The sequence below is a fragment of the Sphingomonas melonis DAPP-PG 224 genome (assembly GCF_000379045.1).
In the GTDB taxonomy this organism is placed as follows: Bacteria; Pseudomonadota; Alphaproteobacteria; order Sphingomonadales; family Sphingomonadaceae; genus Sphingomonas; species Sphingomonas aquatilis.
Genome location: NZ_KB900605.1, coordinates 875,589 through 892,883 on the forward strand (window position 1 = coordinate 875,589; position 17,295 = coordinate 892,883).

General features: G+C 69.7%; 19 protein-coding genes and 1 tRNA gene. 11 read left to right on the forward strand and 9 right to left on the reverse strand.

Translation table 11 applies throughout. The annotated features are described in order from the left end of the window. Positions 1-15: 15 nt before the first annotated feature. The gene (locus tag SPHME3_RS0104370) at positions 16-708 is read left to right on the forward strand and encodes a YggS family pyridoxal phosphate-dependent enzyme (protein WP_017980498.1); all 693 of its coding nucleotides are present in this window, start codon (positions 16-18) and stop codon (positions 706-708) included. Then, a complete protein-coding gene (locus SPHME3_RS0104375; protein ID WP_017980497.1) occupies positions 705-1,370 on the forward strand; it encodes an HAD family hydrolase in 666 nt (221 codons plus the stop codon). Before SPHME3_RS0104370 ends, SPHME3_RS0104375 begins: the two co-directional genes overlap by 4 nt. 207 nt (positions 1,371-1,577) lie before the next feature. Here SPHME3_RS0104375 and SPHME3_RS0104380 read toward each other — a convergent pair whose 3' ends face one another. Continuing rightward, a complete protein-coding gene (locus SPHME3_RS0104380; protein ID WP_017980496.1) occupies positions 1,578-2,177 on the reverse strand; it encodes an ankyrin repeat domain-containing protein in 600 nt (199 codons plus the stop codon). Positions 2,178-2,237: 60 nt separating this feature from the next. Here SPHME3_RS0104380 and SPHME3_RS0104385 point away from each other — a divergent pair, with 60 nt between their 5' ends. The 3 genes from SPHME3_RS0104385 to SPHME3_RS0104395 are packed head-to-tail and all read left to right on the forward strand — an operon-like array spanning position 2,238 to position 3,927. After that, positions 2,238-2,831 carry an SCO family protein gene (locus SPHME3_RS0104385; RefSeq protein ID WP_018250579.1) on the forward strand — a complete coding sequence of 198 codons (594 nt, stop codon included), beginning with the start codon at positions 2,238-2,240 and terminating at the stop codon, positions 2,829-2,831. Then, entirely contained in the window at positions 2,828-3,256 is a 429-nt protein-coding gene (locus SPHME3_RS0104390) for a YcgN family cysteine cluster protein (protein ID WP_017980494.1), read from the forward strand. The genes SPHME3_RS0104385 and SPHME3_RS0104390 overlap by 4 nt, the downstream gene beginning before the upstream one ends. Beyond that, positions 3,253-3,927, forward strand: a complete 675-nt coding sequence (locus tag SPHME3_RS0104395; RefSeq protein WP_017980493.1) for a M48 family metallopeptidase — start codon at positions 3,253-3,255, stop codon at positions 3,925-3,927. Before SPHME3_RS0104390 ends, SPHME3_RS0104395 begins: the two co-directional genes overlap by 4 nt. On the opposite strand, the gene SPHME3_RS0104400 is transcribed toward SPHME3_RS0104395, so the two are convergent. The 4 genes from SPHME3_RS0104400 to SPHME3_RS0104415 all read right to left on the reverse strand — a co-directional run bounded on the left by SPHME3_RS0104400 (position 3,903) and on the right by SPHME3_RS0104415 (position 9,019). Beyond that, on the reverse strand, positions 3,903-6,101 hold the full coding sequence (locus SPHME3_RS0104400; protein ID WP_018250580.1) for a transglycosylase domain-containing protein: 2,199 nt from the start codon (positions 6,099-6,101) through the stop codon (positions 3,903-3,905). The genes SPHME3_RS0104395 and SPHME3_RS0104400 overlap by 25 nt on opposite strands. Before the next feature lie 94 nt (positions 6,102-6,195). Continuing rightward, entirely contained in the window at positions 6,196-7,278 is a 1,083-nt protein-coding gene (locus SPHME3_RS0104405; RefSeq protein ID WP_017980491.1) for an NAD(P)/FAD-dependent oxidoreductase, read from the reverse strand. Then, entirely contained in the window at positions 7,257-7,946 is a 690-nt protein-coding gene (locus tag SPHME3_RS0104410; RefSeq protein ID WP_017980490.1) for a methyltransferase domain-containing protein, read from the reverse strand. The genes SPHME3_RS0104405 and SPHME3_RS0104410 overlap by 22 nt, the downstream gene beginning before the upstream one ends. Further along, complete coding sequence (locus tag SPHME3_RS0104415) at positions 7,943-9,019, reverse strand: type III polyketide synthase (protein ID WP_020486633.1); 1,077 nt, start codon at positions 9,017-9,019, stop codon at positions 7,943-7,945. Before SPHME3_RS0104415 ends, SPHME3_RS0104410 begins: the two co-directional genes overlap by 4 nt. A gap of 204 nt (positions 9,020-9,223) precedes the next feature. Between SPHME3_RS0104415 and SPHME3_RS0104420 the strand changes: the two genes are divergently transcribed. Next, positions 9,224-9,712 (forward strand): winged helix-turn-helix transcriptional regulator, encoded by a 489-nt coding sequence (locus tag SPHME3_RS0104420; RefSeq protein WP_017980488.1) that lies wholly within the window; start codon positions 9,224-9,226, stop codon positions 9,710-9,712. A 31-nt stretch (positions 9,713-9,743) separates the two neighbouring features. Here SPHME3_RS0104420 and SPHME3_RS0104425 read toward each other — a convergent pair. Next, a tRNA-Leu gene (locus SPHME3_RS0104425) sits at positions 9,744-9,830 on the reverse strand. Between the two features lie 123 nt (positions 9,831-9,953). Between SPHME3_RS0104425 and SPHME3_RS0104430 the strand changes: the two genes are divergently transcribed. Further along, complete coding sequence (locus SPHME3_RS0104430) at positions 9,954-11,318, forward strand: MATE family efflux transporter (protein ID WP_018250581.1); 1,365 nt, start codon at positions 9,954-9,956, stop codon at positions 11,316-11,318. Here the strand turns inward: SPHME3_RS0104430 and SPHME3_RS0104435 are convergent. After that, on the reverse strand, positions 11,287-12,066 hold the full coding sequence (locus tag SPHME3_RS0104435) for an MJ0042-type zinc finger domain-containing protein (protein ID WP_017980486.1): 780 nt from the start codon (positions 12,064-12,066) through the stop codon (positions 11,287-11,289). The genes SPHME3_RS0104430 and SPHME3_RS0104435 overlap by 32 nt on opposite strands. 181 nt (positions 12,067-12,247) lie before the next feature. On the opposite strand from SPHME3_RS0104435, the gene ftsE reads away from it, so the two are divergent. From ftsE to SPHME3_RS0104455, 4 genes are read left to right on the forward strand one after another with little or no spacing between them, the layout of a single operon-like run. Further along, the gene (gene ftsE, locus SPHME3_RS0104440) at positions 12,248-12,958 is read left to right on the forward strand and encodes a cell division ATP-binding protein FtsE (RefSeq protein ID WP_017980485.1); all 711 of its coding nucleotides are present in this window, start codon (positions 12,248-12,250) and stop codon (positions 12,956-12,958) included. Then, entirely contained in the window at positions 12,955-13,839 is an 885-nt protein-coding gene (locus SPHME3_RS0104445) for a cell division protein FtsX (RefSeq protein WP_017980484.1), read from the forward strand. Before ftsE ends, SPHME3_RS0104445 begins: the two co-directional genes overlap by 4 nt. Before the next feature lie 13 nt (positions 13,840-13,852). After that, positions 13,853-14,389, forward strand: a complete 537-nt coding sequence (locus SPHME3_RS0104450; RefSeq protein ID WP_017980483.1) for a YdcF family protein — start codon at positions 13,853-13,855, stop codon at positions 14,387-14,389. Next, a complete protein-coding gene (locus tag SPHME3_RS0104455; protein ID WP_017980482.1) occupies positions 14,386-15,069 on the forward strand; it encodes a lysophospholipid acyltransferase family protein in 684 nt (227 codons plus the stop codon). The genes SPHME3_RS0104450 and SPHME3_RS0104455 overlap by 4 nt, the downstream gene beginning before the upstream one ends. A 157-nt stretch (positions 15,070-15,226) precedes the next feature. Here SPHME3_RS0104455 and SPHME3_RS0104460 read toward each other — a convergent pair whose 3' ends face one another. Both SPHME3_RS0104460 and hisC read right to left on the reverse strand, forming a co-directional pair. Next, positions 15,227-16,132, reverse strand: coding sequence for a prephenate/arogenate dehydrogenase family protein (locus SPHME3_RS0104460; protein ID WP_017980481.1), 906 nt, complete (start codon positions 16,130-16,132; stop codon positions 15,227-15,229). After that, positions 16,132-17,238 (reverse strand): histidinol-phosphate transaminase, encoded by a 1,107-nt coding sequence (gene hisC, locus SPHME3_RS0104465; RefSeq protein ID WP_018250582.1) that lies wholly within the window; start codon positions 17,236-17,238, stop codon positions 16,132-16,134. Before hisC ends, SPHME3_RS0104460 begins: the two co-directional genes overlap by 1 nt. Between the last annotated feature and the right edge of the window lie 57 nt (positions 17,239-17,295).

Genomic DNA, 17,295 nt, shown 5'->3' on the forward strand with positions numbered 1-17,295 from the left:
GCTATAGCGAGCGTCATGACCGCCGACACCCTGTCCCCGCCTGCACCCTCCGCTCTCCACAATGTCACCACCGCCATCGCCCAGGCCGCGCACATCGCCGGCCGGAAGGCGGAGGCGGTGACGCTGATCGCCGTGTCCAAGACGCACGACGCCGATGCGATCCGTCCACTGCTCGACGAAGGCCATCGCGTCTTCGGCGAAAATCGCGTTGCCGAGGCGGCGGAGAAATGGCCGGCGCTGCGCGCGGCCTATCCGGGCGTGTCGCTCCACCTGATCGGCCAGCTCCAGTCGAACAAGGCCGACGACGCGGTCGCGCTGTTCGACGCGATCCATTCGGTCGACCGCCCGTCGCTGGTCGAGGCGTTGGGCAAGGCGATGGCGAAGACCGGCCGCCGCCCCGACTGTTTCGTGCAGGTCAATATCGGCGCGGAAGACCAGAAGGGCGGCTGCGCCATCCCCGATCTGCCCGCCCTGCTCGATCAGGCGCGCGCTGCCGGTCTGCCGATCGTCGGGCTGATGTGCATTCCGCCCGCAGACGTCGAGCCCGCGCCCTATTTCGCGCTGCTCGCCAAGCTGGCGCGCGAGGTCGGCCTGACTGGGCTCAGCATGGGTATGTCGTCCGATTATCCGACCGCGGTGACGATCGGTGCGACGCACATCCGCGTCGGCAGCGCCTTGTTCGGCGCCCGTGGCGGAGCCGCCGCATGACGCCGCGTGGCCTGTTGTTCGACTTCGACGGCGTCCTGATCGAGAGTGAATTCGCCGGCAACCGCCAGCTTGCCGAATGGCTCACCGACGCGGGCTATCCGACGACCCCCGAAGATTCGATGGCGAACTTCATGGGTCTCGCCGGCCCCGATTTCCGCACGGCGATCGAGGCGTGGATCGGCGGCCCGATCCCCGCAAGCTTCGACGCGGCGCGGGATGCGGAGGATGCGCGCGCGATGGCGGAGGGGATCGATGCGGTGGCCGGTGCCGTCGCCTTCGTGCGCTCGCTGCCCGCCGATCTGCCGCGCGCGGTCGTCTCGTCCAGCCCGACCCGCTGGATCCGCCGTCACCTCGACCATATCGGCCTCGCCGACGCGTTCGGCGACCATATCTATAGCGGCCGCGAGCACGTAACCCGCGGCAAGCCCGCGCCCGACCTCTATTGGCACGGCGCCGCGGCGATCGGCGTGCCGATCGAGGCGTGCGCGATACTCGAGGATTCCCCGGTCGGCGCCACCGGCGCGGTCGCGTCCGGCGGCCACGTCATCGGGTTGTGCGCCGGCACGCATTGCGCCATCGGCCACGACGCCCGGCTGAAGGCGCTGGGCGTCCAGGCGATCGCGCACGACTTTACCGAGGTCGCGCGACTGCTGAACCTCTAATCCCAAACCGTCATCCCGGCCCTGCGCCGTGGCACCGATCATTCCTCCCCCGCCAGGGGGAGGTGGCGCCGCCGAAGGCGGTGACGGAGGGGGAGGTCAGGGCACGCGTCGTGGGCAGGGACGTTCCTTTCTGCCCCCTCCGTCATGCCTGCGGCATGCCACCTCCCCCTGGCGGGGGAGGATCATGCGACCCCGCAGAGGTCCGCTCTACAACCGCGGGCCGGACACCTGGGCGCGCACCTTCTTCGGCGCATCCTTGAACAGCGCCACCATCGCCGGATTGCGCGAATCGCGCACCGCATAGTCGCGCGCCGACAGGCCGGCGAGATTGTCCGTCTGGTCGGGGTCTGCGCCCTTGTTGATGAGCGTGCGCGCAATGCCTTCGTTGCGGGTGTTCACCGCCAGGATCAGCGGCGTCTGGCCCGACGAATTGGCGAGATTCGGGTTCGCCTTGAACATCAGCAGCAGGTCGACCAGATCGTCGCGTCCGGCCATCACCGCCAGCGCCAGCGGCGTATTGCCCTTGGCATCGCGGATGTTGGGATCGGCCTTATGCTGCAGCAGATACTGCATGTAGAGATTGCCCGAATGGCTCGTCAGGTCGTGCAGCGCGCCGCGGCCGGTGGTGGGCGATTTGGTGTTGATGATCGTGCTGCCCGGCGTTTCGATCATCGTGGTGACGGTCTTGCCGTCCTCCTTCTCGATCGCCTGCAGGAATTTGTAGCTTTCGGACTGTTGCTGCGCGGCGGCGGGGGTGATCACGGCGGCGGCGAGGCTGAGGGCGAGCAGGAAAGGGCGGCGGATCATCGTAGGTCCCTTGGACAAGACTTGCGGGCGCACCGGTAACAGATCACAGCTGCCACGGTCATGAACATTCTGCGCTTCGCCCGCCTCGCCGTGCCCGCCGCCGCTTTGGCGGTGGCCGCCTGCCAGCCCGCAGCCACCACGGCGCCGCCGCTCGCCGGCGCAAAGATCGGCGGGCCATTCACGTTGGTCAATCAGGACGGCCGCACCGTCACCGACCGCGATTTCGCGGGCAAATACCGGATCATGTATTTCGGCTACACCTATTGCCCCGATGTCTGCCCCACCGACGCGGCGGCGATCGGCAAGGGCGTTGCGCTGCTCGCCAAGAGCGATCCCGATCTCGCCAAGCGGATCGTACCGATCTTCGTCAGCGTCGATCCCGAACGCGACACGCCCAAGGTCCTGAAAAGCTTCGTCTCCGCCTTTTCGCCGCAGATGGTCGGGCTGACCGGCACGCCCGCGCAGATCGCCGCGGTGTCGCAGACCTATGGCGTGTTCGCCGGCAAGGGCGAAGCGCAGCCCGGCGGCGGCTATCTGGTGAATCATAGCCGCGCCACCTATCTGATGAGCCCGGACGGCAAGCCGCTTGCGCTGCTGCCGTCGGACAAGGGGCCGCAAGCCGTGGCCGACGAGATCAAGCGCTGGGCGACATGAGCAAATTCTGGGAGCTGCCGATCGAGCAGCTTGATCGCGGCCAATGGGAGGCTCTGTGCGACGGCTGCGGCAAATGCTGCATCCACAAGCTGGAGGACGAGGATACGGGTGAGGTCGTGCCGACCAACGTCGCCTGCCGGCTGTTGAACCGCCGCACCGGCTTCTGCTCCGACTATAAACACCGCCGCGCTTATGTGCCCGAATGCGTGCGGCTGACCGCGGGCAATGTCCGCGACATCGACTGGCTGCCCTCCACCTGCGCCTATCGCCTGCGCGCGGCGGGCGAGCCGTTGCGCGACTGGCATTATCTGATCAGCGGCGATCGCGAGACGGTCCATATCGCCGGTATCTCGGTGCGCGGCTGGACGGTCAGCGAGGACGATGTCGGCGACCTCGAAAACCATATCGTCGATCGCGAGCTGTGAGCGACCCGTTCGAGGTCGTCCGCCACCCCACCGCGCGGCGCGTGCGCCTGTCGATCGATCCGGCGAGCGGCCGCGCCCGGCTGGTGTTGCCGCGCCGCGCCGCGTTGAAGCCCGCGCTCGCCTGGGCGCGCGGCAAGGCGGACTGGATCGCCGAACAGCAGGCGCGTCTGCCGGTGGCGCGGCCCTATGCGCCGGGCATGGTGCTGACCGTCGCCGACCGGTCGCTGACCATCGACTGGCAGCCGGGTAGCCGTCGCCGGGTCGAGGTGGTGGGCGACACGCTGTCGCTATCCGGCCCGCTCGACACGCTGCCGCGCCGCGTCGAGACGTGGCTGAAGCGCACCGCGCTCGACCAATTGGCCGACGACACGGCCTATTATGCGGACAAAGCCGACGTGAGCGTGACGAAGGTCGCGATCGGCGATGCGCGCGGGCGCTGGGGCAGCTGCGCCGTCGACGGCGTCATCCGCTACAGCTGGCGGCTGATCCTCGCTCCCGCTTGGGTACGCCGCGCGACGGTGGCGCATGAGGTCGCGCACCGCGTCCACATGAACCACAGCCCCGCTTTCCACGCGCTCGTCGCGCAGCTGTACGACGGCGATCCGACGCCGGCGCGCGCCTGGCTGCGCACGCACGGCGCGGGGCTTCACTGGGTCGGGCGATCGTCCTGAACCGGGCGCTGTAGCGGCGCGCGCGGCGGCAGATAGCCATCACGCGGCGGCGGGCCCTGCCGCGACGGAGCGGTGGCGGAGGGCGCACGCTGCCCGTCCCGCACGCCATCACGCGGCGCCGGATCTCGCGACGGCGCATCGCGGCCGGTGACGCGGTCGATCAGGTCGTTCAGCTGCTGCTGCGGCGGCGTGTCGGGCGCGCCGCCGTCCGCCGGTTCGCCCTGCGCCTGCGGATCGGTCTCGCGCGGCGCCTGGGGCAGCGGATTGCCGTCCGGATCGACCATCGGCGCGCCCGCAGAGCCATCGTCGGGTTGGCCGTAATAGGCCTCCTCATCCGGCTCCAGCTGCCAGTCGGGCAGCGTCACCTGCGTATCGAACTGCTCGATCGGCCGGTTGGCGGTGGCGGGCTTCATGAACGCCGCCCATGCCTTGGCCGGCGCGGTGCCGCCGTGCAGCCCGGCGACGGGCTTGGCGTCGTCGCGGCCCATCCACACGCCGGTAGTAAGACCGCTCGAGAAGCCCAGGAACCAGCCGTCCTTCAGCGAGGTGGTGGTGCCGGTCTTGCCCGCGACAGGCCGACCGATCTGCGCGGCGCGGCCGGTGCCGGTGTTCACCGCGGTCTGCAACAGGTCGATCATCTCGGCCGCGACATAGGGCGCGACGAGCACGCGGCTGCGATCCACCTCGTGGCTATAGATCGTCTGGCCGTTCGCGGTGACGCGCGTGATGCCGTACGGCGTCACCGCGACGCCCTTGTTGGCGACGCTGGCGAAGGCGCTCGTCATGTCGATCAGCCGCACGTCGCTGGTGCCCAGCACCATCGCGGGATGCGTGTTGATCGGCGTCGTGATGCCGAAGCGGCGCGCCATCGCGGCGATGGTGGAAAAGCCGACTTCCTGCCCCAGCTTCGCCGCCACCGTATTGAGCGAATAGGCGAAGGCGGTACGCAGACTGACCGGCCCCGAATTGCGGCGCGAATCGTTGCGCGGGCTCCAGCCGTCGATCGTCACCGGTTCATCGACGATCGTATCCTCGGGCTTATGCCCGGCCTCCAGCGCGGCGAGATAAACGAACAGCTTGAACGCCGATCCCGGCTGGCGCACCGCCTGCGTCGCGCGGTTGTAGATCGAGGTGACGTAATCTTTGCCGCCGACCATCGCGCGCACGCCGCCGTCGCGATCCAGGCTGACGAGCGCACCCTGCACGCCGTTCGGCGCATTGGCGCGAATCGCCGCATCCGCCTCGCGCTGCATCGCGGGGTCCAGCGTCGTCCACACCTCTAGCGGCGCGCTGGTCTCGTCGATCAGCGTATCGAGCTGCGGCAGCGCCCAGTCGGTGAAGTAGCGCGCGCTGTTCTGCTGGCGTTCGGGCGTCAGCTTCAGGTCGGCGACGTCCGCCGCCTGCGCCTGCGCCTCGGTGATGTCGCCTGCGCGCACCATCTGTTGCAGCACCACCCCGGCGCGGCCGCGCGCCGCCTCGGCATCGGCGGTCGGCGAATAGTTGGACGGCGCCTTCACCAGCCCGGCGATCACCGCGGCCTCGCCGATGCTCAGGTGATTCGCGCCATGGCCGAAGAACTTCCGGCTCGCGGCGTCGATGCCATAGGTGCCGCCGCCGTAGTACATCTTGTTGAGGTACAGCTCGAGGATCTCGTCCTTGCTGAACTTGCGTTCCAGCGCGAGCGCCAGGATCCATTCGCGGAATTTGCGGCCGAACTTCTTCTGGTTGTTCAGGAAGACGTTGCGCGCCAGCTGCTGCGTGATCGTCGATCCGCCCTGCACCCAGCGCCCGCGTTCGAAGCGGACCTGCACCGACCGCGCAATGCCGATCGGGTCGACGCCCGGATGGCCGCGGAACCGGCGATCCTCGACCGCAACGGTCGCCTGCCGCATGATCCTGGGGATCTGCGCATAGGGCAGCCATTCGCCGTAGCTTGGGCCCAATGAGGCGATGATGCTGCCGTCGGCGGCATGGACGCGGATCATCTGGCCGTTGGGCGAGCTTTTCAGCTCGTCGAAGCTCGGCAGCTGCGAGCGCGCGACATAGACCGCGATCACCAGCGCGCCGAAGGCGAGGATGCCGAGACCGATCAGAATCTGGAGGGTAACGACGATCCGCCGACGCCAACGAGAGCGGGGGGCGGGAGCGGAGCGGGAGGTGCGCGCACGAGCCATGGAGGGGCCCGCGATTACGCGCTTCCGGGGCGGGTCACAAGCACGTGCGCATCGGGCCGCGCCGATTTGCGCGGACGCTGCGACCGGTGGCGGCTCAGCCCGCCACCCGCGTCGCGCTGGCGATCAGTCCGATGAGCCCGGGCGGCGCCAATGCAACGCCCAGCGCGGCCCAGCGCCGCTCCGCCAGCGTCCGGATCGCGCCTGCGACCGCCATCGGCCGGATCAGCTGCCGCGCGAACCGTGCCTGCCACGCCGCCGATCCGGCAGGACCGTCGCGCAGGCACGCGTCCGCGGCGCTGATCCCGCTCGCCAGCGCGATGCCCATGCCTTCGCCGGCCAGGCTGGGGATGACCCCCGCCTGGTCGCCCAGCCGGAACAGCCCCGCCGCGCCGCCGCGCTCGCGCCAGCCATAGGGCACGTTGGCGATCGCATCGATCGGCGCATCCGACGCGCGATAGGCGAGCCGCTCGCCCAGCCGCGGATGCGCCGCGCCCAAGGCGTCCAGCAGCGCGGGCAGGCTGCCCGCCTCGTGCAGGCGTGATCGGTGGACCGCCATGCACAGATTGGCGCTGCCATCCTCCTGCAAGGCGATGCCGGCATAGCCGCGGTCGAACAGGTGCAGCTCGATCCGCCCGCGCAACGCCTGCTCCAGCGAGGGTGCCGGGCCCAGCCGCACGCGCACGCCCAACGTCGGGTCCGTGCCGCGCGCCTCCGCCGGCCGGGCAAGGCCGCGCAGGTCGTGCTTGCCCGTGGCAAGGAACAGCGCGTCGCCGCGCAGCGGGCAGCCGTCGTCCAGCCACACCGCATCGCCCTCTACCCGGCGCACCGTGACGCCGGTTTCGAGCCCCGCGCCGCTCGCCTGCGCCTGTTCGCGGAGCAAAGTATCGAGCCGCCGCCGCGACACGCCGACGGCGGGGCGGGGCAGGCGTGCGGTCCGCACGCGCTGGCCCGCGAATAGCACCACCTCGGTCAGCCGATCGCGGTTGAGCGCATCGGCGTCGATACCCAGATCCTTCAGCCGATCGAGCGTCCGCCAGCTGACGAAGCCGCCGCACAGCGCATCCGCGGCCGCATGCCGCTCGAGCAGCAGCGGCGTCACGCCACCACGCGCCAGGCGGATCGCCGCGGCCGATCCGGCCGGCCCGCCGCCGACGATCAGCGCAGCCGTTCGACGCATAGCCGGAAGGGGAAGGCGCGGAACACCCGCGCATGTGAGATACCCGCCTCTGCGAGCAGGGGCGGCCATTCGGCTGGGCGATAGGAGCGCGCGATCGACAGCGTGCCGTCATGCCGCACGATCGGATGCCAGCGCGCGATCCGCGCCAGCAGTGGGAAGCCCGCATGCGCGAAACCGTGCCGATGCAGGTCGTTGACCAGCCAGCCACGCCTGGCTTCGGTCTCCATGAAGCGCAGGAAGGCGATCAGCTGATCGTGCGTCATATGGTGCGCGACCAGGCTCGACAGGATCACGTCCCATCCGCCGCCCGCCAGATCGGCATAATCGCCGGTGATCCAGCGGATCGGCAGCTCGGGCGGGGTATGCGCGCGCGCCGCCGCCTCGCTGCGCGGGTTGAGGTCGACGCCGACCAGCTCGACCGGCAGCCGCCGCTTCGCCGCCCAGAGCGCGATCCGCCGCAGCATGTCGCCATCGCCGAACCCGACGTCGAGGATGCGCAGCCGATCGGCGCCGCGCGCGGCACGCGCCAGGAAGCGCAGCGTCGGTCGCGCCGCCATCGTCACGACGTTGACGCGCGCCAGGTCGGCGACCACCGCGGCATAGACGTCCGCGGGCAGATCGTCCGCGTCCATCAGTTCGTCCGCCTGGGCACGGGTGGCGAGCGTCATGCCACGAACCGCAGCCGCAATCCTTCGGCGGCAAGCCCGGGACCGAAGGCAAGCGCGACACCCTGGTCCACCGCGGGCGGGGCGGCGAGCAGGCGGGCCAGCACGAACATCAGCGTCGCCGACGACATGTTGCCATTGTCGCTCAGCACCGCGCGCGACGCCGCCAGCGCGGTGCCGTCGAGCGCCAGCGCGCCCTGCACGGCATCCAGGATCGATCGTCCGCCGGCATGCACCGCCCAGAACAGGTCCTGCGCCGGCGCCCCGTCGGTCAGCGTCGCGACCAGCGCGGGATCGTGCAGCGCGGCGGCGATGCGTCCCGGCACCGCCCCGTCGAGGTGCATCGCAAAGCCCGTGTCGGTGATATTCCAGCGGATCAGCGCCTCGCTGTCGGGCAGCGTCGCGGCAAAGGGCGCCTCCAGCATCAGCCCCTGCGTCTCCGCATCGGCGCCCGTCACCAGCGCCGCGGCGGCACCATCGCCGAATTGCAGCATGGCGAGCAGCGGCTCGATCTCGTGCGTCGCCTGCAGATGCAGCGTCGACAGCTCCACCGTCACCACCAGCACGCGGGCGTCGGGGTCGGACCGGACGATATGCCGCGCGGTGCGCAACGCGACCACTGCGGCATAGCAGCCCATGAATCCGATCAGCAGCCGCTCCGCGGTCGGCAGGCCCAGCCGCGCGGCGATGATCTGGTCGATCCCCGGCGCGACGAAGCCGGTGCAGCTCGCGACGACCAGATGGGTGATGCCGTCCAGCTCCACGCGCGTCGCCAGATCGTCGATCGCGGCGAGGGCCAGCGCCGGTGCAGCCTCGGCATACACCGCCATCCGCGCCGCCGTACCGGGCAGCGCGTCCGCATAGAAGCCGCCCGCATCGACCGGGCTGTGCCCAGCGCTCCCCGGCAGGACCGACCAACGATGCGTGATACCGGCGCGCGCGGCCATGCGATCGAACAGCGCGGCATGGCGCGGCTCGACCTGGGCCTTGGCCCAGCCGATGAAGGCATTGTGGATATCGTTCGCGGGCACGGCCGTACCGATGGCGCGCAGGCAGGCGTAAGGGGGGAGCGGCACCGGGGTCCTTCACACGTCCGCCGAAACGGCGAACGACAGGCAAGAACGCGTCGCCGCCGAAATGGATGCATGCCTCACGATAAAATGGCGATTGGTGCGTTTCGGTCGCATCGGGGGTAATGGAATTCTCCGAGAATTTCTTGTGTTTCCCGATGGATGTCGCCTAGATTTCCGTTCGACAATTAACGCATTGGGGGGCGCCGGATGGCGGGGGAATCCATTGCCGGGCTGGTCAAGGACCTGACGGCACAATTGTCGGCCATCGCCAGTGAATTTGGCGCGCGCGCGGATCGGCTCGCGTATGGCGATACCGGCGACGAAACGCACGACCGGCCGAACCGCGACGAGGCGGCGGCGGCACCCGATGCGCGCGAGCTCGCCAAGCAATTGCTGGCGCAGCGCATGGCGCGTTTCGATCACTTTCCGGCCGAATTGTTCCACGAGCCCGCGTGGGACATGCTGCTCGCGCTGTTCGTCGCGCATGAGGAGCGGCGGACGCTGAACGTCAAGGCGCTGGTCGGCACCGCGCATACGCCGGTCACCACGTCGCAGCGCTGGATCGATCATCTGCACAAGCTGAAGCTGGTCGATCGCGTCATCGATCCGCACGACCGGCGGCGCATGGAGGTCTCGCTCAGCGATACCGGCCAGACCGCGGTCCGCGCCTATCTGCGCCGGCTGGGCGCCGCCTGACCGACGAGCGTTCTGCGATTTCTTTGAAGAGTGGTGCGGCCGAGAAGACTCGAACTTCCACGGGCTTTCGCCCACAACGACCTCAACGTTGCGCGTCTACCAATTCCGCCACGGCCGCACGTGATGAGAATACCGGGCGGAGCCGGCATCTGGCAGGCGCAGGCCCCTAGCAAAGCGTTTCATGCTCCGCAAGCGCCCCTTTTTCGTTTTCGCGGCCTGCCCACTCCGGTAGCGCGGGGCCATGACGGTCCGCCAAGCTCTTTCGATCCATGGTGAAACCCGGCGCCTGCTGGCGCTCGCCTGGCCGGTGGTGCTGACCAGCCTCAACTGGACGCTGCTGCAGGTGACCGACGTGATGGTCGTCGGTCTCGTCGCCACCGAAGAGGTGGCGGCGCTGGGTGCCAGCCGCGCGCTGGGCTTCGTCGGCATCGTCGCCGGGCTCTCCTGGCTGTCGGGCGTGTTGGTCATGGCGTCGCGGGCCGACGGCGCGGGCGATCTGCCGCGCACCGGCGGCGTGCTGCGTGAGGGCCTCGTGCTGGGACTGCTGCTCGGCGTCGCGATCGGCGGCTTGTTCCTGGTCGCCGCCGAACCCCTGCTCGCGCTGGTCGGCGTTGCGGCGGACCGGATCGACGAGAGCGCGCGCGTCGTCCGCGCCTTTGCCGTCGCCTTTCCGTTCCAGCTAGTGAACGTCGCCGCCGCCTTCTTCCTCGAAGGCGTCAGCCGCCCCGGGCGCGTCGCCGCGGTCAATCTGTCGGTGTTGCCGGTCAACGCGGTGCTCGCCTGGGCGCTGTCCGCGGGGCATCTCGGCCTGCCGGCATTGGGGGCGGTGGGGGCGGCGTTCGCGACCAGCATCGCCTCGCTGCTGGGTGCCGCCGGCATGGTGGCGAGCGCGCTCACCCTGCCGCGCGCCCAGGAGCGTGAGGTGCGGCGCACAGACCGTGCCGCCTGGGCCAGCGTGCCGCGCGGCGTCGTGGCGCTCGCCGCCTTCGGCCTCGTCCCGGCGATCGCCTCGGGGCTGGAGCTTGCCGGCTTTTCGATCCTCATCGCGCTATCGACGCAATTGGGCGACGTCGCCGCCCATGCCTTTCAGATCGTCTTTTCGATCCACAACGTCACCTTCGCCATCGCGATCGGACTGGGATCGGCGGCGGGGGTGCGTGCGGGCAATGCGGTGGGGGAGGGGCAGCCGGCCGCCGCCATCCCTCGCACGCTGATCGCGGTCGGGCTGGCGATCGGTGCGCTCGGCCTGCTGATGCTGATCTTACGGGCGACCGCGCCGGGAATCGTCGCGCTGTTCCCGGCGACGGCGCCGGTCCATGTCCTCGGCACCGCGATGCTGGCGGTGTGGGCGCCGTTCATCGTCTTCGATGGCATCCAGGTCGTACTGATGTACGCCTTGCGCAGCCTTGGCGATCAGGTGGTGGCGGGGGTCAACAGCATCCTCGCCTATTTCATCGTGTCAGGCGGCTTGGGCTGGTGGCTGGTGCATCAGGGGATGGGGCCGATGGCGCTGGTCTGGGCGTCGGGCCTCGGCATGGTGGCCGCCGCGGTGCTGCACGGCGGCCGGTTCGCGCTTATGGGTTGGCGGCTTCGCCGGCAAAGCTGAGCTCCAGCCGCTTAGAATTCGACGGCACGTCCAGCTTGGCCGAATTGAAGTCGATCGACGCACCCGGGTTCAGCGTCCGCTGCTGCGGGTTGATCGTCCAGCTGTAGACGATGCGGCCCTGGGCATCGCGCAGCTCGGCGCGGATATCCGGCACGCGCTGTTTTTCGGACGACGGATTGGTGATCTGCCCGCTGACCGCGAACAGTTCCGATCCGTTTTCCAGCTCGCGCCGCTCGATCGGATTGTCCTTCAGCCGCAGCGGCGATTCGTCGGTGCCGACCGGCAGGCCGACGCGCGCAAGCAGCCCCGGCGCACCGACGAACAGGATCGCGCCGATCCCAGCGATCAGCAACAGTCCGACCAACACCGCGATCACCGTCCAGCGGCGCAGCGCGTTGCGGCGCGGCCGGAACGGCGGGCGATGCGCGAAGGCGTCATAGTCCGGCGCGGCAACGACGGGCTCGGGCGCGGCGACGCGCGCACCCGGCAGCACCGCAGGCTCCAGGAACGGCGGCGGCGCCTCCTCCTCGGGCGCATCGGGCAGGTCGAAGCGCGGCTGGTCCGCCATGACGGGCGGCGGCGGGGGAGGGGGAGGAGGAGGCGCGGCAAGCGCTTCCTCTTCGGGCACCGGCGGTTCCTGGAACCAGCTGTGCCGGCAATTGGCGCAGCGTACGGTGCGGCCCTCCACCCCGATCGCGCTGTCGGGCACCAGATAGCGGGTGCTGCATTCGGGACATTCGAGGATCATGCGCGACGCTTTACGACAGATGGCCGTGCGGGGAAGAGACCTCCGCGGGATGGCGGCGATTGTAAGCACGTGCGCCGCCTGCGTGGCAAGCTTGAAGCCGCGGCGTCGCCATGCGAAGGCTTGATCGAACACGGCCGCTGACGGCCCTTGGCACCTAGATGGAGCGGTTGCGGCCAGGCGCATGGCAAATATCGTGCAGTTCGAAAATGTTGGGCTGCGGTACGGCACCGGGCAGGAAACACTGTCCGACATCAGCTTCACGCTGACCAGCGGCGCCTTCTATTTCCTGACCGGGGCGAGCGGCGCCGGCAAGACCTCGCTGCTGAAGCTCCTGTATCTGGCGCAGCGCCCCAGCCGCGGCATCATCCGCCTGTTCGGCGAGGATGCGGTGACGATGCCGCGCGCGCGCCTGCCCGGATTTCGCCGCCGCATCGGCGTCGTCTTCCAGGATTTCCGGCTGGTCCCGCACCTGTCCGCCTGGGACAATATCGCGCTGCCCCTGCGCGTCGCCGGGGTGGAAGAATCGGATATCGAGCAGCCGGTACGCGAAATGCTCGCCTGGGTCGGGTTGGCCGACCGCGCCGGTGCGCGGCCGGCGACGCTGTCGGGCGGCGAGCAGCAGCGCGTCGCCATCGCCCGCGCGGTGATCGGCCGCCCCGAAGTGCTGGTGGCGGACGAGCCGACCGGCAACGTCGACCCGGACATGGCCGATCGCCTGATCCATCTGTTCGAATCGCTCAACAAACTGGGCACCACCGTCGTCGTCGCCACGCACGATCTGCACCTGCTCAGCCGCGTCGCGGGCGCGCAGATGATGCGGCTCGACAAGGGGCAATTGCTCGATCCCACCGGCTCGCTCCGCTACCCACCGACGCTGAAGGGGCTGGCATGAGCGCGGGCGGCACCAACCGCGCCGACCGCCGCGTGCTCGACGAAGCGGGCGGCTTTCGCGCGATGACGGGGGTGATGGCGATCATGCTGTTCCTCACCCTGCTTGCCGCCGCGCTCGGCCTCGGCACGCGCCAGTCGGCGACGGCGCTCGAACGCCAGCTCGCCGGGCGGCTGACGGTGCAGGTGGTCGATGGCAGCCCGGTCGCGCGCGATGCGGTCGCCGCGCGCATCCTCGCCGTGCTGCGCGCGCTGCCCGACGTGCGCCGCGCGACGCCGGTGCCGCGCGCCGAGCTGATGCGCCTGCTCGAACCGTGGCTGGGGCGCAGCGACGCCGATCCCGACCTGCCCGTGCCCGCGATGATCGATGTCGACCTCGCCGACGGCGCCGATGCCGGCCGAATCGTCGCGGCGGTCCACGATATCAGCGCGACGGCGCGGATAGACCGGCACCAGCGCTGGATGTCGCCGGTCGGCAGCTTCCTCGACACGCTGACCTGGCTCGCGCTCGGCCTCGTGGCGCTGATGCTGGCGGCGACCGGCGCGGTCGTCGTCCTCGCGGCCCGCGCAGGGCTGGAGACGCATCGCGCGACGATCGAGGTGATGCACATGCTCGGCGCCACCGACGTGCAGGTCGCGCGGCTGTTCCAGCGCCGTCTCGCGCTCGATGCGGCGATCGGCGGGGTGGCGGGCAGCGTCGCTGCGCTCGCCATGCTGCTGTTCCTCGCCACGCGCGTCGCGGCGCTGGGATCGCAATTGCTTAGCGGCATCACGCTGACTGTCAGCGACTGGGCGCTGCTGGTCCTGCTGCCGATCGGCTTCGTCCTGCTCGCGACCGTCATCGCGCGGGTGACGATCGTAGCCGCGCTGAGGCGCATCCTGTGACGGCGCGCCTGCTATGATCGTCCGGCTGATGGGATTCGCCGCGCTCGGCTGGTGCCTGGGCTTTGCCGCCTTCATGCTGCTGCTGCCGCCGCCGCTCACCGGCAACACCACCGATGCGATCGTCGTGCCGACCGGCGGCGCGGGGCGGATCGATCGCGGCATCGCGCTGCTGCAGGCCAGGCAGGCGCGGCGGATGCTCGTCACCGGCGTCGCGCCCGGCGTGCGGCCGATCGATCTCGCCCGGACCTATCACACCTCGCCGAAGCTTTTTGCCTGCTGCATCGATCTGGGCGCCGACGCCGTCGACACGCGTTCGAACGCCGAGGAAACAGCGGCTTGGGTAAAGACCCATGGCTATCGCACCGTCCGCCTCGTCACCTCCGACTGGCACGTGCCGCGCGCGCGGATGGAGCTGGCGGCGGTGCTGGGGCCGGGCGTCATCGTGATGGGGGATGGCGTGCCCAGCACGCCGCGGCTCGGCACGCTCGTCAACGAATATAACAAGCTGCTGCTGCGCCGCGTCGCGCTGTGGCTGGGGATCGGGGCATGAACCGCCTGCGCACGTTGCTGTTTTCGCTGTTCTTCTACGGCCTGTCGGTGCCGATCGTGCTCGCGGTGCCCATCTCTGCGCTGTTCGGCCGGCGCGCGGTGATGCGGCACGCGCATCTCTGGGCGCGGATGCACCGGCTGCTCTACCGTAGCATCATGGGCATCCGCGTCGTCGTGGAGGGGCAGCGCCCGGCAGGGCCCGTCTTCTACGCCGCCAAGCATCAGGCGATGTTCGAAACGCTGGAGCTGCAATTGCTGCTCGGCGGCCCGGCGATGGTCATCAAGCGCGAACTCAGCCGCATCCCCTTCTGGGGCTGGGCGGCGTTGCAATATGGCGGCATCGTCGCCGATCGCGAGGCGTCGGCGAGCGCGCTGCGATCGATGATGCGCGATGCCAAGGCGCTGAAGGCGGAAGGCCGCTCGATCCTGATCTATCCGGAGGGCACGCGCGTCGCGCCGGGTGAGCGGCCGCCGCTGCAATCGGGTTTCGCCGGCCTCTATCGGGCGCTCGGCATGCCGTGCGTGCCGATCGCGCTCGACACGGGCCGCGTCTGGCCCCGGCATGGGCCCAAGCGCCCGGGCGTGGTGACGATCCGCATCGGCGATGTCATCCCTGCCGGCCTGCCCCGCGACGAGATCGAGGCGCGGGTCCACACGGCGATCAACGTGCTGGACGTTTAGGATCGGGTTGCCGGCTACATCCCCCAACTCGTCATTGCTTCGCTACGCTCGCAATGACGGACGATAGCTCTGTCCCATCCCGACAGAAACCGAAACGATAGGCCTCGATCGTTTCTGTTCAGGTGTCCATGTGTCCACGTTGCCGTGAACGGAACGCTCAGTGGCTCCGTCCGAAGTCCGGCTTGGCGTCATCCTGCCCCTGTTCGATGATCGACCGGCGGATCGCGCGCGTCCGGGTGAACAGGTCGAACAACTGGTCGCCGTCGCCCCAGCGGATCGCGCGTTGCAGCATCGTCACGTCCTCGGTCAGCCGCTGCAGGATTTCCAGCACCGCCTCGCGATTGTTCAGGAACACGTCGCGCCACATCGTCGGGTCGGACGCGGCGATGCGGGTGAAGTCGCGAAAGCCGCCCGCCGAAAATTTGATGACCTCGCTCTGCGTCACCTCTTCCAGGTCGCTCGCGGTGCCGACGATCGAATAGGCGATGAGGTGCGGCACATGGCTGGTCACCGCCAGCACCAGGTCGTGATGCTTGGGCGTCATCACCTCAACCTGCGCGCCGAGCGCCTCCCAGAACGCGCGCAGCCGCAGCGTCGGCGCCTCGGGCGTGCCCTCTTCGGGGGTCAGAATGCACCAGCGCCCGCGGAACAGCGTCGCAAAGCCCGCCTCGGGCCCGCTATGCTCGGTGCCGGCGACCGGATGCCCCGGCACGATCGTCGCATGCGGCAGCACGGCCCGCAGCGCGGCGAGCACGCTTTCCTTCGATCCGCCGACATCGCTGACGATCGCATCGGCGGGCAGGTCGTCCGCGAACTCCGCCGCTACCGCACCCATCGCGCCGACCGGCACGCACAGCATCACGAGGTCGGCATCGATCACCGCCGCGCCTGCCGTGTCAGCGATATCGTCGGCGAGCTCGATCCGCTCCGCGATACTGCGCACCTCGGGCGAGGCGTCGTAACCGGTGATCCGCACCGTCGGCATCGTGGCCCGCACCGCGCGCGCCACCGACGAGCCGATCAGCCCCAGCCCGATGATCGTGACGCGCGCGAAGGGCAGCATCAGCCCGCCTTTTCCACCTCGGCGCGCAGCACGTCCACCACCGCGCGCATTTCCTCTTCGGTGCCGATCGTGATGCGCAGGCCATGGGGCAGCCCCTGGCCGGGCAGCCAGCGCGTCGCATAGCCCGCCGCCATCAGCGCCTTGTACGCGTCCTCGGCGGATAGGCCGCCCTCGAACAGCACGAGCACGAAATTGGCCTTGCTCGGCACCGCGCGCAGGCCCGGCAGCGCGTCGACCTGTTCGCTGAACCACCCGCGCCACTGGCGATTGTGGTCGTGGCTGTGCGCGACGAAGGCGGCATCGTTCAGCGCCGCGGTCGCGGCGGCCTGCGCCCCGATGCTGAACGCGAAGGGCGCGCGGATGCGGTGCATCGCATTGATGATCTCCGCCGACGCATAGCCCCAGCCCACCCGCTCGGACGCGAGACCGAAAATCTTGGAGAAGGTGCGCGTCACCAGCACGTTGGACTGCGTACGTGCCAGCTCCAACCCGCCGTCGTCGTCCTCGGGCTCCAGATATTCGGTATAGGCCTGGTCGAGTACCAGCAGCACCGACTTGGGCAGCCCGGCGTGGAGCCGCGCGATCTCCTCGCGGGTGGAATAGGTGCCGGTCGGATTGTTGGGGTTGGCGACGAACACGACCTTGGTCTTGTCCGTCACCGCGGCCAGGATCGCATCGACATCGGTCGCATAGTCGCGATCGGCGACGATCACCGGCGTCGCGCCGACGCGCCGCGTCGCGATCTCATACACCGCAAAGCCGTAGCGGACGTGGATGATCTCGTCGCCCGGCCCGGCGAAGGTGCCGGCGGCCAGGTGCAACACCTCGTCCGATCCAGTGCCATAGATCAGTCGCTCCGCCTCGACGCCGTAATGGCTGGCAAGCGCGCCGCGCAGGTCGACCGCGGCGGCGTCGGGATAGCGCTCCAGATGCCCCGCCGCGTCGCGATACGCCGCCCGCGCGCCCTCGGGCGTACCGAACGGATTCTCGTTCGACGACAGCTTGACGACCTTGCGGCCGTCCTCACTGGTGGCGCGACCGGGGATGTAGGGGGCGATGCCCAAGATCCAGGGCTTCGGGGCGGGGGCGGTTGTGGTGTCCGACATGGCCGCGAGCCTTAGCGGGGCGGCGCCGACGTTGACAACTTGCTTCCACGCGCGCCC

Coding starts and splice junctions, on each gene's coding strand:
- SPHME3_RS0104370 (WP_017980498.1), top strand. CDS start 16: ATGACCGCCGACACCCTGTCCCCGCCTGCACCCTCCGCTCTCCACAAT.
- SPHME3_RS0104375 (WP_017980497.1), top strand. CDS start 705: ATGACGCCGCGTGGCCTGTTGTTCGACTTCGACGGCGTCCTGATCGAG.
- SPHME3_RS0104380 (WP_017980496.1), bottom strand. CDS start 2,177: ATGATCCGCCGCCCTTTCCTGCTCGCCCTCAGCCTCGCCGCCGCCGTG.
- SPHME3_RS0104385 (WP_018250579.1), top strand. CDS start 2,238: ATGAACATTCTGCGCTTCGCCCGCCTCGCCGTGCCCGCCGCCGCTTTG.
- SPHME3_RS0104390 (WP_017980494.1), top strand. CDS start 2,828: ATGAGCAAATTCTGGGAGCTGCCGATCGAGCAGCTTGATCGCGGCCAA.
- SPHME3_RS0104400 (WP_018250580.1), bottom strand. CDS start 6,101: ATGGCTCGTGCGCGCACCTCCCGCTCCGCTCCCGCCCCCCGCTCTCGT.
- SPHME3_RS0104405 (WP_017980491.1), bottom strand. CDS start 7,278: ATGCGTCGAACGGCTGCGCTGATCGTCGGCGGCGGGCCGGCCGGATCG.
- SPHME3_RS0104410 (WP_017980490.1), bottom strand. CDS start 7,946: ATGACGCTCGCCACCCGTGCCCAGGCGGACGAACTGATGGACGCGGAC.
- SPHME3_RS0104420 (WP_017980488.1), top strand. CDS start 9,224: ATGGCGGGGGAATCCATTGCCGGGCTGGTCAAGGACCTGACGGCACAA.
- SPHME3_RS0104430 (WP_018250581.1), top strand. CDS start 9,954: ATGACGGTCCGCCAAGCTCTTTCGATCCATGGTGAAACCCGGCGCCTG.
- SPHME3_RS0104435 (WP_017980486.1), bottom strand. CDS start 12,066: ATGATCCTCGAATGTCCCGAATGCAGCACCCGCTATCTGGTGCCCGAC.
- ftsE (WP_017980485.1), top strand. CDS start 12,248: ATGGCAAATATCGTGCAGTTCGAAAATGTTGGGCTGCGGTACGGCACC.
- SPHME3_RS0104445 (WP_017980484.1), top strand. CDS start 12,955: ATGAGCGCGGGCGGCACCAACCGCGCCGACCGCCGCGTGCTCGACGAA.
- SPHME3_RS0104450 (WP_017980483.1), top strand. CDS start 13,853: ATGATCGTCCGGCTGATGGGATTCGCCGCGCTCGGCTGGTGCCTGGGC.
- SPHME3_RS0104455 (WP_017980482.1), top strand. CDS start 14,386: ATGAACCGCCTGCGCACGTTGCTGTTTTCGCTGTTCTTCTACGGCCTG.
- SPHME3_RS0104460 (WP_017980481.1), bottom strand. CDS start 16,132: ATGCTGCCCTTCGCGCGCGTCACGATCATCGGGCTGGGGCTGATCGGC.
- hisC (WP_018250582.1), bottom strand. CDS start 17,238: ATGTCGGACACCACAACCGCCCCCGCCCCGAAGCCCTGGATCTTGGGC.